This is a genomic window from Burkholderia sp. PvR073 (assembly GCF_054055695.1).
On sequence record NZ_JBSRXO010000013.1, the window covers coordinates 126,395 to 140,515 of the forward strand.

A 14,121-nucleotide genomic window follows, 5' to 3' on the forward strand; every position below is an offset into this window, starting at 1 on the left:
CGACGCGACGATCCCGGCCTGATTCCATTTTCGCCACAGGACCTACCATGACCCTACGCAAGCTTCCCGTCACGATCGTCACGGGCTTTCTCGGCAGCGGCAAGACCACGCTGATGCGCCACATCCTGCAGCACGCCGAAGGCCGCCGCATCGCGGTGATCGTCAACGAATTCGGCGAGCTCGGCATCGACGGCGAAATCCTCAAGGGCTGCGGCATCGGCTGCGACGATACCGACGGCGCGCAGGGGGAAACATCGGGCCAGCTGTACGAACTTGCGAACGGCTGCCTGTGCTGCACCGTGCAGGAAGAGTTCTATCCGGTGATGGAAGCGCTCGTCGAGCGCCGCGCCGACATCGACCACGTGCTGATCGAGACGTCGGGCCTCGCGCTGCCGAAGCCGCTCGTGCAGGCCTTCAACTGGCCGACGATCCGCAACAGCTTCACGGTCGATGCGGTCGTGACCGTCGTCGACGGGCCGGCCGCCGCCAGCGGCCAGTTCGCCGAGAACCCGCAGGCCGTCGACGCGCAGCGCCGCGCCGATCCGAACCTCGACCACGAATCGCCGCTGCACGAACTGTTCGCCGACCAGCTGTCGTCCGCCGATCTCGTGATCGTGAACAAGGCCGACCTGGTCGCCGACGCGCAGTTCGCCGAAGTCGAAGCCGCGATCCGCGAAGAGATCCCGCCGCAGGTGAAGATCGTGCGCGCGACGCGCGGCGAACTGGATCTCGCGATGCTGCTCGGGCTCCAATCGGCGTCGGAGGAAACGATCCACCTGCGGCACGACCATCACGGCTCGGCCGACGACGGCGATCACGACCACCATCACGACGATTTCGATTCGGTGGTGGTGTCGGGCGACGCAGGCTCGCGCGAAGCGACGATCGCCGCGCTGCAGCGCGTCGTCGAGACGCACACGATCTACCGCGCGAAAGGCTTCGCGGCGCTGCCCGATGCGCCGATGCGGCTCGTGATCCAGGGTGTCGGCCGCCGCTTCGACAGCTATTTCGACCGTCGCTGGCAGGACGGCGAAACGCGCGCGAGCCGCTTCGTGCTGATCGGCGAGGATCTCGACGCGGCCGAACTGCAGCGCGCGTTCGAGGCCGCGTGCGCGGCCCAGACGCAGCAGGCGTAACGCGCGATGCATCTGCTGCGCACCACGCCGGGCGGCTTCGTCGACGATACGCAGGGCGTCGTCCGGATCGACCAGCAACCGGCCGACATCGTGATCCTGAGTTCGGCCGATACGACCTTGTCGCTGCTGGCCAGCGTCGTGCCGAAGCTGCCGGCCGGCTTTCCGAGCGTGCGGCTCGCGAACGTCACGTTCCTGCGACAGCCGGCGTCGGTCGATTTCTATGTCGACGACGTGCTGCGTCATGCGAAGACGGTCGTGATCGATCATCTCGGCGGCGAAGCGTACTGGCCGTACGGGATCGAACAGGCCGTGTCGCTCGCGTCCAAGCGCAAGCAGCAGCTCGCGATGTTCTCGGGCGACCTGCAGGAAGACCCGAACCTCGTCGCGAAGAGCACGGTCGCGCCGGCGCTGTGCCGGCTGTGGTGGCGCTACCTGCGCGACGGCGGGATGCACAACGCCGAAGCGCTGCTGCGCAGCATCGCATTCCATACGCTCGGCTTCGGCGACGAACCCGAGCCGCCGCGCCCGCTGCCGGCCGCCGCGCTGTATCACCCGGCGCGCGACCCGGCGAGCGTCGACGACTGGCGCGCGCGCTGGACGCCCGGCGCGCCCGTGGTCGCGATCCTGTTCTATCGCGCGCACTGGCAGGCCGCGAACACGGCCGTGTTCGACGCGCTGGCCGATGCGCTCGTGCACGAAGGGCTCAATCCGCTGCCGATCGCGGTCACGTCGCTGAAGGACGCGGTGAGCCGCGAGGTCATCACGCAGCTCTGCGACACGCACGGCGTCGCGCTCGTGCTGAACACCACGGCCTTCGCGGCCGGCGCGATCGACAGCCCCGAGCCCGACGTACTCGCCGGCGACGCGCCGGTGCTGCAGGTGATCCTGTCCGGCGGCAACCGCGACGCATGGGTGGCCGACAACCAGGGGCTGCACGCGCGCGACATCGCGATGCACATCGCGTTGCCTGAAGTGGACGGGCGCATCGTCACGCGCGCGGTGAGCTTCAAGGGGCTCGCGTATCGGTGTCCGCACACCGAAGTCGACGTCGTGCGCTACCAGCCGGACGCCGAACGCATCGCGTTCGTCGCGGCGCTCGCGCGCGGCTGGTGCCGGCTGCGCACGCTCGACAACGCCGACAAGCGCATCGCGCTGATTCTCGCGAACTATCCGCAAAGCGAAGGGCGGATCGGCAACGGCGTCGGGCTCGATACGCCGGCGTCCGCGCTGCGCGTGCTCGCGGCGCTGCGTGACGCGGGCTATGCCGTGGCCGACCTGCCGGCCGACGGCGACGCGCTGATCGCGCGGCTCACCGAAGGCGTGACCAACGACCCGGCCGTGCGCGCACTGCGCCCCGCGTTCCAGAGTTTCGCGCTGGCCGACTACGTCGCGCATTTCGCGCGGCTGCCGGCCGCCGTGCGCGATGCGCTGAACGAGCGCTGGGGGCCGCCCGACACGGACCCGACGCTGCGCCAGGGGCGCTTCCCGATCGCCGGCTGGCGCGCGGGCAACGTGTTCGTCGGCATCCAGCCGTCGCGTTCGCGCGGCGAAAACGACTATGCGAGCTACCACGACGCGGACCTCGTGCCGCCGCACGCGTACCTCGCGTTCTATTTCTGGCTGCGCGATGCGTTCGGCATCGACGCGGTCATTCACCTCGGCAAGCACGGCAACCTCGAATGGCTGCCGGGCAAGAGCGTCGCGCTGTCCGACGCGTGCTGGCCGGACCTGACGCTCGGGCCGCTGCCGCACCTGTATCCGTTCATCGTCAACGATCCGGGCGAGGGCAGTCAGGCGAAGCGTCGCGCGCAGGCCGTGATCATCGATCACCTGATGCCGCCGCTCACGCGCGCGGAAAACTACGGCCCGCTGCAGGATCTCGAACGGCAGGTCGACGAGTACTACGAAGCGCTGATGGTCGATGCGCGGCGCGCGAAGCTGCTGCGCAAGACGATCCTCGCGACGATCGCCGAACACCGGCTGCATGACGAGCTGAGCGTGTCGCCGCCGCGCGACGCCGGCGACGAGGATGCGCTGCTCACGCGCGTCGACGCATGGCTGTGCGAATTGAAGGAAGCGCAGATTCGCGACGGGCTGCACGTGTTCGGCGCGTCGCCGATCGACCGTCAGCGGCGCGATACGCTGCTCGCGCTCGCACGCTTTCCGGTCGGCGACGGCAAGGGCGAACGCGCGGGGCTGATCGCCGCGCTCGCGCGCGATCTCGCGCTCGGCGACGATTTCGATCCGCTCGCGGCCGACTGGGCCGCGCCGTGGACGGGCCCGCGGCCGGCCGTGCTGCAGGCGCTCGACGCGTCGCCGTGGCGCCATGCGGGCGATACGCGCGAGCGGCTCGAGCGGCTCGCGCAGCAGTGGCTCGACGGACTGTGCGCGGCCCCCTCTGTCGACCGCAGCCTCGACATCCCGCCACCCGGCGACTGGCCGCACACGCTCGCCGTGATCAACCGTGCGCGTGCGACGCTGCTGCCCGCGCTCGACGCGTGCGGTGGCGAGGAACTGCGCCAGCTGCTGCGCGGGCTCGACGGCCGCTTCGTGCCGCCGGGGCCGAGCGGCTCGCCGTCGCGCGGCCGTCCCGACGTGCTGCCGACGGGCCGCAACTTCTATTCGGTCGATACGCGTGCGGTGCCGACGCAGGCTGCGTGGTCGCTCGGCCTGAAATCCGCGCAGCAGCTGATCGAACGCCATCTGCAGGATCACGGCGACTATCCGCGCGCGATCGGGCTGTCGGTCTGGGGCACGGCCACGATGCGCACCGGCGGCGACGATATCGCGCAGGCGTTCGCGCTCATCGGCGTGCGGCCGAAATGGGCGCACGGCAGTCATCGCGTGACCGACTTCGAGATCCTGCCGATCGAGATCTTCGACCGGCCGCGCATCGACGTGACGCTGCGCGTGTCGGGCTTCTTCCGCGACGCGTTCCCGAACCTGATGCACCTGTTCGACGCGGCCGTGCAGGCCGTCGCCGCGCTCGACGAGCCCGAGGCGCTGAACCCGATCCGTGCGCGCATCGAGCGCGAACGCGCGACCTGGATCGAGCGGGGCGTGGCGCCCGACGAAGCGCGACGCCGCGCCGGCTGGCGCGTGTTCGGCGCGCGGCCGGGCAGCTACGGCGCGGGCCTGCAGGACATGATCGACCAGCGCCGCTGGCAGACCGACGCCGATCTCGCCGACGCGTACCGCCAGTGGGGCGGCCATGCGTACGCGCAGAACAGCGCGGGCGACGCGGCTCCCGACGTGTTCGGCGAGCGGCTCGCGACGATCGACGTCGTCGTGCAGAACCAGGACAGCCGCGAACACGACATCCTCGACTCGAACGACTACTACCAGTTCCAGGGCGGGATGACGGCGGCCGTGCGCCACCTGTCCGGCCAGCAGCCGAGCATCTACCACGGCGACCACGCGAACCCGGTCGCGCCGAAGATGCGCACGCTGCGCGAGGAGATCGCGCGCGTGATCCGCTCGCGCGTCGTCAACCCGAAATGGCTCGACGGCGTGAAGCGTCACGGCTACAAGGGCGCGGCCGAAATGGCCGCGACCGTCGACTACCTGTACGGCTATGACGCGACCGCACGCGTGCTGTCGGACCACCAGTACGCGCTCGTCGCAGACGCGTACCTGTTCGACGACGACACGCGCGCGTTCCTCGAACGACACAACCCGAAGGCGCTGCACGGCATCTGCGAACGCTTCGTCGAAGCGATGCAGCGCGGGCTGTGGCAGCAGCCGGGTGACTATCGCGAGCGGATCGAAGCGGTCTGGCTCGACAGCGAACAACTCCAGGAAGGAGGACGGCAATGACCGATCCGACGACGCCCCGCGCCCGCGCGGTGTTCCCGTTCGCGGCGCTGGTCGCGCAGCAACCGTTGCAGCAGGCGCTGCTGCTCGCCGCGATCGACCCGTCGCTCGGCGGCGTGCTCGTCAGCGGGCCGCGCGGCACCGCGAAATCGACCGCCGCGCGCGCGCTGGCGGAATTGCTGCCCGAAGGCGAATTCGTCACGCTGCCGCTGTCGGCGAGCGACGAACAGGTCACCGGCACGCTCGATCTCGCCCATGCGCTCGCCGCCAACGGCGTGCGCTTCCGGCCGGGCCTGCTCGCCCGCGCGCATCGCGGCGTGCTGTACGTCGACGAAGTGAACCTGCTCGCCGACGGGCTCGTCGATACGCTGCTCGACGTCGCCGCGAGCGGCGTGAACGTGGTCGAGCGCGATGGCGTGTCGCACGCGCACGATGCGCGTTTCGTGCTGGTCGGCACGATGAATCCCGAGGAAGGCGAACTGCGCCCGCAACTGCTCGACCGCTTCGGGCTGATGGTCGAGCTCGAGAACTGCTTCGACGCCGCGCAGCGCGAACGGATCGTGAAGGCGCGCCTCGCGTTCGATCTCGATCCGGACGCGTTTCGTGCGCGTCACGCAAGCGCACAGCGAGCACTCGGCGACGGGATTCACGCGGCGCGGGCCCGGCTGTCGACGCTGGATTTCGACGATGCGGTTCACGCACGCGTGAGCGCGCTGTGCATCGACGCGGCCGTCGACGGCCTGCGCGCCGACCTCGTGATGCTGCGCGCCGCGCGCGCGCTCGCGGCGCTGGAGCAGGCCGACGCAGTGACGGTGTCGCATGTCGAACGCGTGGCCGACGCGGTGCTGCGGCATCGGCGTCATGCGGGCACGCCGCCGTCGTCGGGCGCGTCGCCATCGCGCCGCGACGGCGAGCACGACCGCGACGGGCGTTCGCCACCGGACACGCGCCGGCAGCCCGACGATCAACCGGGCGCGGCACGCAACGATGCGACGGCGTCGCAAGGCGAGTGGGGCTACCTGCCGCCCGAACCGGCCGGACTGCGCGACGTGAAAAGCGTGGTGCCGCTGCCGCTAAAAAAACGCTGAGCCATCGAGCCGACGCCGCCGCGAACGCCGTTCGCGGTCCTCGATGGCAGCCAGGCGCCGCTGCGCGCGTGCCGGGGACGGCACGCGCCGGCACGGCCATTGCGTGGCCGGCGACGCTCGCCGCGAAGCGCGGCGGCCCGCTGCACGCCGGCCATCTGCGTTTTCGCAAACAGGCCGGCGCCCCGCGCGCACTCCATTGCTTCGTGCTCGACTGTTCGGCGTCGATGCTGTCGCACGAACGGCTCGCGCTCGCGAAAGGGTTGATCGTCGCGTACTTCGACCAGGCCGCGCGCGACCGGGTGGAAACCGCGCTGATCTGCTTCGGCGGCAACGGCGCCGCACAACGTTTCGGACCGGCCGTGCCGCGCTGGTGGAACGCGCGCTGGCTCGAGCCGGTGGACGGCGGCGGCGGTACGCCGCTCGCGGACGGCATCGCGGCCGCCGCGCAATTGCTCGCGCGCGCGGCATGCCGTACGCCGGACCAGCAGCGTTGGCTATGGGTGCTGTCCGATGGGCGCACGCGCGAAACGCCACCGAAGCCGGCCGCCGCCGATCACGTCGTGTTCGTCGATTTCGATGACGCGGCCGTGCGGATCGGGCAGGGCAGGCGGCTCGCCGACGCATGGGGCGCGCAATGGACGACGGCCGCGTCGCTGTGCCCCGGGCTGACCGGCTAACCGACTGATGGCGGCAGCCGCCGCGCGGGACGATCGCCGGCGCTGCGCTATGATCGCGGTTTCTGCTTACCGGAATGTCTGCCATGCAAGTACTCGTCGATGCCGACGCGTGTCCCGCCGTCATCAAGGACATGCTGTTTCGCGCCGCGCGTCGTGCCGAGATCTGCGTGACGCTGGTCGCGAACCAGTTCCTGCGTACGCCGCCGTCGCCGTTCATCAAGGCGGTGCAGGTGCCGGCCGGCTTCGACGTGGCCGACGCGCGGATCGTCGAGCTCGCACAAGCCGGCGATCTCGTGATCACCGCCGACATCCCGCTGGCCGCGGCCGTCCTCGACAAGGGTGCGCATGCGCTCGACCCGCGCGGCAACTGGTTCAGCCGCGAGAACATCGAGGAACGCCTGTCGACGCGCGCGATGATGGATCAACTGCGCAGTTCGGGCGTCGACACGGGCGGCCCGGCCCCGTTCAGCGCACGCGACGGCAAGGCGTTCGCGTCGCAGCTCGACCGCTTCCTGGCGCGCCACGGCAAGCCCTGACGCCCCAAGGCACCGGTCGTGCGGCGTGTGATGCGTCACCGGTTTCGCGTCGAATCGTCGGCTGCGGCAGAATACGGATTCGCGCCGACATCGATATCGTGGCGCGAACGAACCACCGGAGAGCATGGATGTCACCCACCCAACTTCTCGTTCCGACGTTGACCCAGATGCTGCGCGCGCAATCCGCGTGGCTCGACAAGGCCGTGGCGCACCGGCAGGCCGCCGGCGACGCACCCGATGCGCTGCTGACGCTCAAGCTCGCGCCCGACATGTATCCGCTCGCCGCACAGGTGCGGTTCTCGTGCTTCCAGGCGATGGAACCCGTCTACCGGCTGCGCGGCGAACCGCTGCCGGATGCGCTGCTCGCGCTGCGCGAAGCCGGCTGGCACGCCGATGCGCAGCCGGGCACGGTGAGCGACGCGCAAGGGATCCTCTCCGGCACGATCGCATTCCTCGGCGAACTCGCGCCCGACGCGCTCGATGGCGGCGCCGCGCGGCCGATCGCCCTCGAGCTGCCGAACGGCACCGCGTTCGACATGACGGGCGAGCAGTACGTGCGCGACTGGGCGCTGCCGCAGTTCTACTTTCACGCGATCGCCGCATACGCGATCCTGCGCCATTACGGCGTCGAGCTCGGCAAGGCCGACTACGTGCCGCACATGCTGGCGTACGTGCGGCCCGACACGATTCCGCAGGGATGACCGGACGAGCCGGCCGCGGCGCGCCGGCATGACGCGGGCGCTCTTCATCTGCAGCCGCAACCGGCTGCGCAGCCCGACCGCCGAGGCGGTGTTCGCGGCATTGCCGGGTGTCGAAACCGACTCCGCGGGACTCGCGCCCGACGCCGACACGCAAGTGTCCATCGAGCAGCTCGAATGGGCCGAGATCGTGTTCGTGATGGAACGCGCGCACAAGGCGAGACTGTCCGCCCGGTTCGGCGCCCGACTGAAGCACAAGAAGATCGTCTGCCTCGACATTCCCGACCGCTATACGTACATGCAGCCCGAGCTGATCGCGCTGCTCGAACGCAAGGCCGGGCCGTTGCTGCGCGCGTGACCGGCGCGGGCCGGTTCAGCGCAGACGAAGCGGGCCATCCGCGAGCGGGGAAAAGCGGTCGAGGTGCAGCAGTTCGATGATCTTGCGGGTCGGCACGCTCGCGCGCAGCGTCTCGAGGCGTTCGACGTCGAACCACTTGCAGCGCGCGATCTCGTTGCTCGCGCGCGGGATCAGATGTTTCGGCACCTCGGCCACGAACACGTGGTGCAGCTTCGTGAGACCGCCGAACTGCACCGCATAGTCGAGTGCGAGCCCTTCGAGCCGCGTTTCCTCCGCCAGCTCCCGCTGCGCGGCCTCGAGCGGTGTCTCGCCGCGCCGGATCGTGCCGCCCGGCAGCGTCCAGCGCGCCGCGGTGCGCGCGACCAGCAGCACGCTGCTGCGCTGGCGGCACACGATCGTGGCGCGCTCCTTGATGCTGGCGACGGTATCCGGCCCGGTATTCATGTTCGGCAAAACAGGTACTGAATCGTGGAGTGAAATGCCCGTCGACCGGCGTTGCCGGCCAGTCGCCCGATGGTCGGGCACGACGGCATGCAAAGCCGCCGCGCCGATCATACCGGCCGTACGTGACAGTTCCGTGCGTTGCCGCGCGCCACGCGCATCGCGTCACGCGTGCGTGTAAATCACCGGGCGTGCCGGCTTCCCGGACTGCCCGTGGCGCCGCTTGTGCAGAGCACGCCGGTGGTGCGGTGGCGTCACATGCCGACGCGCGGGCGCGGGCCGTGCCGCCGGCGCGGCGGCACGCGGCTGTAATTGTCCCTCGCCAAAATGGAAGGTCTGGGTTTGCGCGCGGGCGACGCCCAACGTCGACGCGAGCACGAGGGCCGCGAGCAGCATGCGTTTCATGAAATTTCCGCCTTGGTTCGGATGAGCACCGTCCGCAGCTTAGCGAACGGCGGCCCGGCGCCGCAACCGGAGCGCGTTCGGCATCGTCCCCAGGGCTGCCGCATTCTCCACAGGCTTACCGGCGTATATCCGGCTTGACAATAAAATTCTCCGGTGTGAATATAAATTCACACACAAGAATTATTATTCGAGCCAGGAAAACCGCGCCGCAGGGTCGGCATGGCGGAACCGGCGGTCCGAACAACCGGAAGCAGGAGCGAGACGCATGGCGGAGCTGGAGCAGCAGGGCGCGTTGGCGGGGTTGCGCATCATCGATCTGTCGCGGGTGCTGGGCGGCCCGTACGCGACACAGATTCTCGCCGACCATGGCGCGGAGGTGATCAAGGTCGAACCGCCGTCGGGCGACGAGACGCGCACCTGGGGCCCGCCGTTCGACGGCGACACCGCGTCGTATTTCCTCGGCGTGAACCGCAACAAGCTCGGCATCACGCTCGACCTGACGAAGCCTGATGATCGCGAGCGGCTGCTCGCGTTGCTCGAGCACGCGGACGCGCTGGTCGAGAACTTCAAGATCGGCACGATGGAGCGCTGGGGGCTTGGTTTCGACGCGCTGCATGCGCGCTTTCCGCGCCTCGTCCATTGCCGCGTGTCGGGCTTCGGCGCGGACGGCCCGCTCGGCGGGCTGCCCGGCTACGACGCGGCCGTGCAGGCGCTGGCCGGGCTGATGAGCGTGAACGGCGAAGCAGGGGGCGCGCCGCTGCGCGTCGGCGTGCCGATCGTCGATCTCGTCACCGGGCTGAACGCGGCGCTCGGCGTGCTGATGGCGCTGCGCGAACGCGATGCGAGCGGGCGCGGCCAGTTCGTCGAATCCACGCTGTTCGACTGCGCGCTGTCGATCCTGCATCCGCATACGCCGAATTTCTTCCATTCCGGGAAGGCGCCGGTGCGCACCGGCAACGCGCATCCGAACATCACGCCGTACGACAGCTTTCCGACCGCGAGCGTCGACATCTTTCTCGCGGTCGGCAACAACGGGCAGTTCGCCGCGCTGTGCGACGTGCTCGGCACGCGCGACTGGCCCGACGACCCGCGCTTCGCCGACAACCGCGCGCGCAGCGCGAACCGCTCCGCATTGCGCACGCTGCTCGAAACGGCGCTGGCCGCACACGACGGCGCGGCGCTCGCCGAACAGCTGATGCGCCGCGGCGTGCCGTGCGCGCCCGTGCTGGGGCTGGATGCGGCGCTCGACCATCCGCACGTCGCGCATCGACGGATGAAGGTCGAACTGGGCCGGCATCGCGGCATCGCGTCGCCGATCAAGCTCGGCCGCACGCCGGCCTCGTACCGGCGGCCGCCGCCCGCGCTGAACGAACATGCGGCGCAGGTGTTTGCCGACGCGCAACGAGACGACGCCGGCAAGCACGGCGACTGACACGCATCGCGGCCGGCGGCCGAGCGGTGGCGTTGCACGCCGCCGCACGGCCTCACGCCGCTTCGGACATCACGCCGCGCCGCGCCCGACGCGCGCCGGCGCCAGAGGAGACACATCATGCTCGCATGGATCGGCGCGATCGCGATCGTCGCGCTGTTCGGCCTGATCATCACGAAACGGCTGTCGCCGCTCGTCGCATTGATCGTCGTGCCGGTGGCCGCGTCGCTCGCGGCCGGCTTCGGACTCTCGACCGGCAAGTTCATCGTGCACGGCGTGCAGAACATCGGCCCGATCGCCGGCATGTTCGTTTTTGCGATTCTATTTTTCGGAATCCTCACCGATGCGGGGATGCTCGACCCGATCATCGCGGGCGTGCTGCGCGTGATCGGCTGCCATCCGCCGCGCATCGTGATGGGCTCGGCGCTGCTCGCGCTGCTGATCCATCTGGACGGCTCGGGCGCCGTCACGTTTCTCGTCACGCTGCCCGCGATGATGCCGCTCTATACGCGGCTCGGGATGGATCGGCGAATTCTCGCGTGCGTCGCGTCGATGGCGGCCGGCGTCAACTTCCTGCCGTGGGTCGGGCCGATGCTGCGCGCGTCCGCGGCGCTGCATATTCCCGGCTCGGCCATCTTCATGCCGATGATCCCCGTGCAGATCGTCGGGCTCGTGTTCGTGTTCGGCACCGCCTACGTGCTCGGTGTGCGCGAGGCGAAGCGGCTCGGGCTCGATCGCGCCGGCGCGGCGTCGCTCGCGATCGCGCCGCGCGAGCTGACCGACGCCGAACGCGCGCTGCGCCGGCCCGGGCGCTTCCGGATCAACCTGGCGCTGACGCTCGTCGTGCTCGGCACGCTGGTGTCGGGCATCGTCGACCCGATAGTGATGTTCATGCTCGGCACGGTCGCCGCGCTCGTCATCAACTATCCGGACGTGCAGGCGCAGCGCGAGCGGATCGACGCGCATGCGAAGGCCGCGCTGATGATGGCGAGCGTGCTGCTCGCGGCCGGCGCGTTCACGGGAATCATGTCCGGCACCGGGATGCTGAAGGCGATGGCCGAGGTCGTCGTCGCGCACGTGCCGGTCGAACATGCGCGCCACATGCCGTTCGTGCTCGGCCTGCTGTCGATGCCGCTCAGCCTGCTGTTCGATCCCGATTCGTTCTACTTCGGCGTGCTGCCGGTGCTCGCGGAAAGCGGGAAGCTGCTCGGCGTGCCGCCGATCCAGATGGCGCAGGCCGCGCTGCTCGGCCAGATGACGACCGGTTTCCCGGTCAGCCCGCTCACGCCGGCGACGTTCCTGATCGTCGGCCTGACCGGCGTCGAGCTGGCCGAGCACCAGAAATTCACGATTCCGTTCCTGTTCGCCGCCACCGTGCTGATGGTGTTCGCCGCGGTGATCGTGGGCGTGTTTCCGTTGTGAGCGCGCCGGACGTGCCGCTTCGCGCCGATGTTCCGGTGGGCCATCCCGCAAAGGGACGTTTTTCGACGCGCAAGCCCTCGCGCCATCCGGCGTGTTGCTGAGAGCGGCGCGGCCGCTCGCCTATTTCCAGGAGAGCAATCCATGCAGTTCGACCTGACCGACGACCAGCGCGCGATCGAAAGCGCGATCGAGAAAATCTGCGAACGCTTCGGCGACGACTACTGGCTCGAACGCGATCGCGCGGGCGGGTTTCCGTCCGACTTTCACGCGGCGCTCGCCGAGGCCGGCTGGCTCGGCATCGCGATGGACCCGGCCCACGGCGGCGCCGGTCTCGGGATGACCGAGGCCGCGCTGATGATGCGCACGATCAGCGCGTCGGGTGCGGGCCTGTCGGGCGCATCGGCCGTCCACATGAACATCTTCGGGCTGAACCCGGTGCAGGTGTTCGGCAACGACGCGCAGAAGGCGCGCTTCCTGCCGCCGCTGATCGCCGGGCGCGACAAGGCCTGCTTCGCGGTGACCGAGCCCGACGCGGGCCTCGACACCACGCACCTGAGCACGCAGGCGCGCCGCGACGGCGACCACTACGTGCTGAGCGGGCGCAAGATCTGGATCTCGACCGCGCAGGTCGCGAACAAGATGTTGATCATCGCGCGCACGACGCCGCTCGACGCGGTTGCGAAGCCGACTGACGGGCTCAGCCTGTTCTATACCGACCTCGACCGGTCGTGCGTCGAGGTGCGCGAGATCGAGAAGATGGGCCGCAAGGCCGTCGATTCGAACATGCTGTTCATCGACAACCTGCGCGTGCCGCGCGAGGACCTGATCGGCAACGAGGGCGATGGCTTCCGTTATCTGCTGCACGGGCTGAACCCCGAGCGGATCCTGATCGCCGCCGAGGCGATCGGCCTCGGGCAGGCCGCGCTGCGGCGCGCGACGCAGTATGCGTGCGAGCGCGTCGTGTTCGGCCGGCCGATCGGGCAGAACCAGTCGATCCAGCATCCGCTCGCGCAGGCGTGGATGCAGCTCGAGGCCGCGTGGCTGATGGTGATGAAGGCCGCGACGCGCTACGACGCGGGGCAGTCGTGCGGGGCGGAGGCGAACGCCGCGAAGTACCTCGGCGCGGAAGCCGCGTTCCAGGCGTGCCAGACGGCGATCGCGACGCACGGCGGGATGGGCTATGCGAAGGAATACCATGTCGAGCGCTACCTGCGCGAGTGTATGATTCCGAGGCTCGCGCCCGTGAGTCCGCAACTGATCCTGTGCTACATCGCGGAGAAGGTGCTCGGGCTGCCGAAGTCGTACTGATCGTACCGGCCCGGCGGCTCGCCCGGCGCGCGGCTTCCCGTTCCGAATCAAGCGCTCGTCATGGACGTCAAACTCGTTGCCCGCACGCTCGACCTGTTCGAGCTGTTCGCCGCCGAACGGCGGCCGCTGCCGCTCACCGAGCTCGCGCGCCTGCTCAATGTGCCGGCGTCAAGCTGTCTGGCAATGGCGCGCACGCTCGTGAGCCGCGGCTATCTGTACGAGGTGCGCAAGCGCGGCGGCTATTACCCGACGCGGCGCCTGCAGACGATCGCCGCCGCGATCGATGCGACCGATCCAGTCGTCGACATCGTGCATCCGCATCTCGTCGCGCTGCGCGATGCGAGCCGCGAGACGGCCGTGCTCGGCAAGATCCAGGGCGCGTCGGTCACGTATCTCGACGTCGTCGAATCCGAGCAGGCGATCCGCTATACGCGCGAGCCGGGCGAGCTGCGCCCGCTACATGCGAACTCGATCGGCAAGGCGATCTTCGCGGAACTCGCGAGCGATGCGCAGCAGGCGCTCGGCGCACAGCTGTCATTCGAGCGCTTCACCGACGCGAGCGTCGCGGACCTGCCGGCGCTCGTCGCACAAACCGCGCGGTTTCGCGAACTCGGCTGGGCCGAGAACTTCGGCGAAAGCGCGCCCGAGCTGTCGGCGATCGCGGTCGCGCTGACGCTCGACGGCGACTGGTACGGGCTGTCGGTCGTCGGCCCGACCGAGCGGATCCGCCAGCATCGCGACACGCATGCGGCGCTGCTGGTCGACGCGAAGACGCGGTTGCTGGCCGAGCAGGGGCGCGGGTAGCAAGAG

Annotated in this window: 13 protein-coding genes; 11 read left to right on the plus strand and 2 right to left on the minus strand. The window is 69.7% G+C overall.

Annotated elements, in window-relative coordinates; genetic code table 11:
* Positions 1–47 precede the first annotated feature (47 nt).
* The 7 genes from cobW to ACVK00_RS29585 all read left to right on the plus strand — a co-directional run bounded on the left by cobW (position 48) and on the right by ACVK00_RS29585 (position 8,306).
* Entirely contained in the window at positions 48–1,136 is a 1,089-nt protein-coding gene (cobW, locus tag ACVK00_RS29555; RefSeq protein ID WP_284891537.1) for a cobalamin biosynthesis protein CobW, read from the plus strand.
* A gap of 6 nt (positions 1,137–1,142) precedes the next feature.
* Positions 1,143–4,952, plus strand: a complete 3,810-nt coding sequence (cobN, locus tag ACVK00_RS29560) for a cobaltochelatase subunit CobN (RefSeq protein WP_228907587.1) — start codon at positions 1,143–1,145, stop codon at positions 4,950–4,952.
* A complete protein-coding gene (locus ACVK00_RS29565) occupies positions 4,949–6,037 on the plus strand; it encodes an ATP-binding protein (protein ID WP_284891535.1) in 1,089 nt (362 codons plus the stop codon). Before cobN ends, ACVK00_RS29565 begins: the two co-directional genes overlap by 4 nt.
* 68 nt (positions 6,038–6,105) lie before the next feature.
* On the plus strand, positions 6,106–6,714 hold the full coding sequence (locus ACVK00_RS29570; RefSeq protein ID WP_354122969.1) for a vWA domain-containing protein: 609 nt from the start codon (positions 6,106–6,108) through the stop codon (positions 6,712–6,714).
* An 83-nt stretch (positions 6,715–6,797) separates the two neighbouring features.
* On the plus strand, positions 6,798–7,250 hold the full coding sequence (locus tag ACVK00_RS29575) for a YaiI/YqxD family protein (protein ID WP_175715654.1): 453 nt from the start codon (positions 6,798–6,800) through the stop codon (positions 7,248–7,250).
* A 128-nt stretch (positions 7,251–7,378) separates the two neighbouring features.
* A complete protein-coding gene (locus tag ACVK00_RS29580) occupies positions 7,379–7,951 on the plus strand; it encodes a DUF1993 domain-containing protein (RefSeq protein ID WP_284891532.1) in 573 nt (190 codons plus the stop codon).
* Positions 7,952–7,979: 28 nt separating this feature from the next.
* Entirely contained in the window at positions 7,980–8,306 is a 327-nt protein-coding gene (locus tag ACVK00_RS29585; protein ID WP_284891531.1) for a low molecular weight protein tyrosine phosphatase family protein, read from the plus strand.
* 15 nt (positions 8,307–8,321) lie between these two features.
* Here ACVK00_RS29585 and ACVK00_RS29590 read toward each other — a convergent pair whose 3' ends face one another.
* Both ACVK00_RS29590 and ACVK00_RS29595 read right to left on the minus strand, forming a co-directional pair.
* Positions 8,322–8,750 (minus strand): NUDIX hydrolase, encoded by a 429-nt coding sequence (locus ACVK00_RS29590; RefSeq protein ID WP_006755936.1) that lies wholly within the window; start codon positions 8,748–8,750, stop codon positions 8,322–8,324.
* Between the two features lie 162 nt (positions 8,751–8,912).
* Complete coding sequence (locus ACVK00_RS29595) at positions 8,913–9,152, minus strand: hypothetical protein (RefSeq protein WP_284891529.1); 240 nt, start codon at positions 9,150–9,152, stop codon at positions 8,913–8,915.
* Positions 9,153–9,417: 265 nt separating this feature from the next.
* Between ACVK00_RS29595 and ACVK00_RS29600 the strand changes: the two genes are divergently transcribed.
* The 4 genes from ACVK00_RS29600 (at position 9,418) to ACVK00_RS29615 (ending at position 14,115) form a co-directional block, all read left to right on the plus strand.
* Positions 9,418–10,584 carry a CaiB/BaiF CoA transferase family protein gene (locus ACVK00_RS29600; protein ID WP_284891527.1) on the plus strand — a complete coding sequence of 389 codons (1,167 nt, stop codon included), beginning with the start codon at positions 9,418–9,420 and terminating at the stop codon, positions 10,582–10,584.
* 117 nt (positions 10,585–10,701) lie between these two features.
* Positions 10,702–12,003: a CitMHS family transporter gene (locus tag ACVK00_RS29605; protein ID WP_354122970.1), complete on the plus strand. Its 1,302-nt coding sequence runs from the start codon at positions 10,702–10,704 to the stop codon at positions 12,001–12,003.
* A 141-nt stretch (positions 12,004–12,144) separates the two neighbouring features.
* Complete coding sequence (locus ACVK00_RS29610) at positions 12,145–13,311, plus strand: acyl-CoA dehydrogenase family protein (protein ID WP_284891524.1); 1,167 nt, start codon at positions 12,145–12,147, stop codon at positions 13,309–13,311.
* 60 nt (positions 13,312–13,371) lie between these two features.
* On the plus strand, positions 13,372–14,115 hold the full coding sequence (locus ACVK00_RS29615; protein WP_228904167.1) for an IclR family transcriptional regulator: 744 nt from the start codon (positions 13,372–13,374) through the stop codon (positions 14,113–14,115).
* Positions 14,116–14,121: the final 6 nt, after the last annotated feature.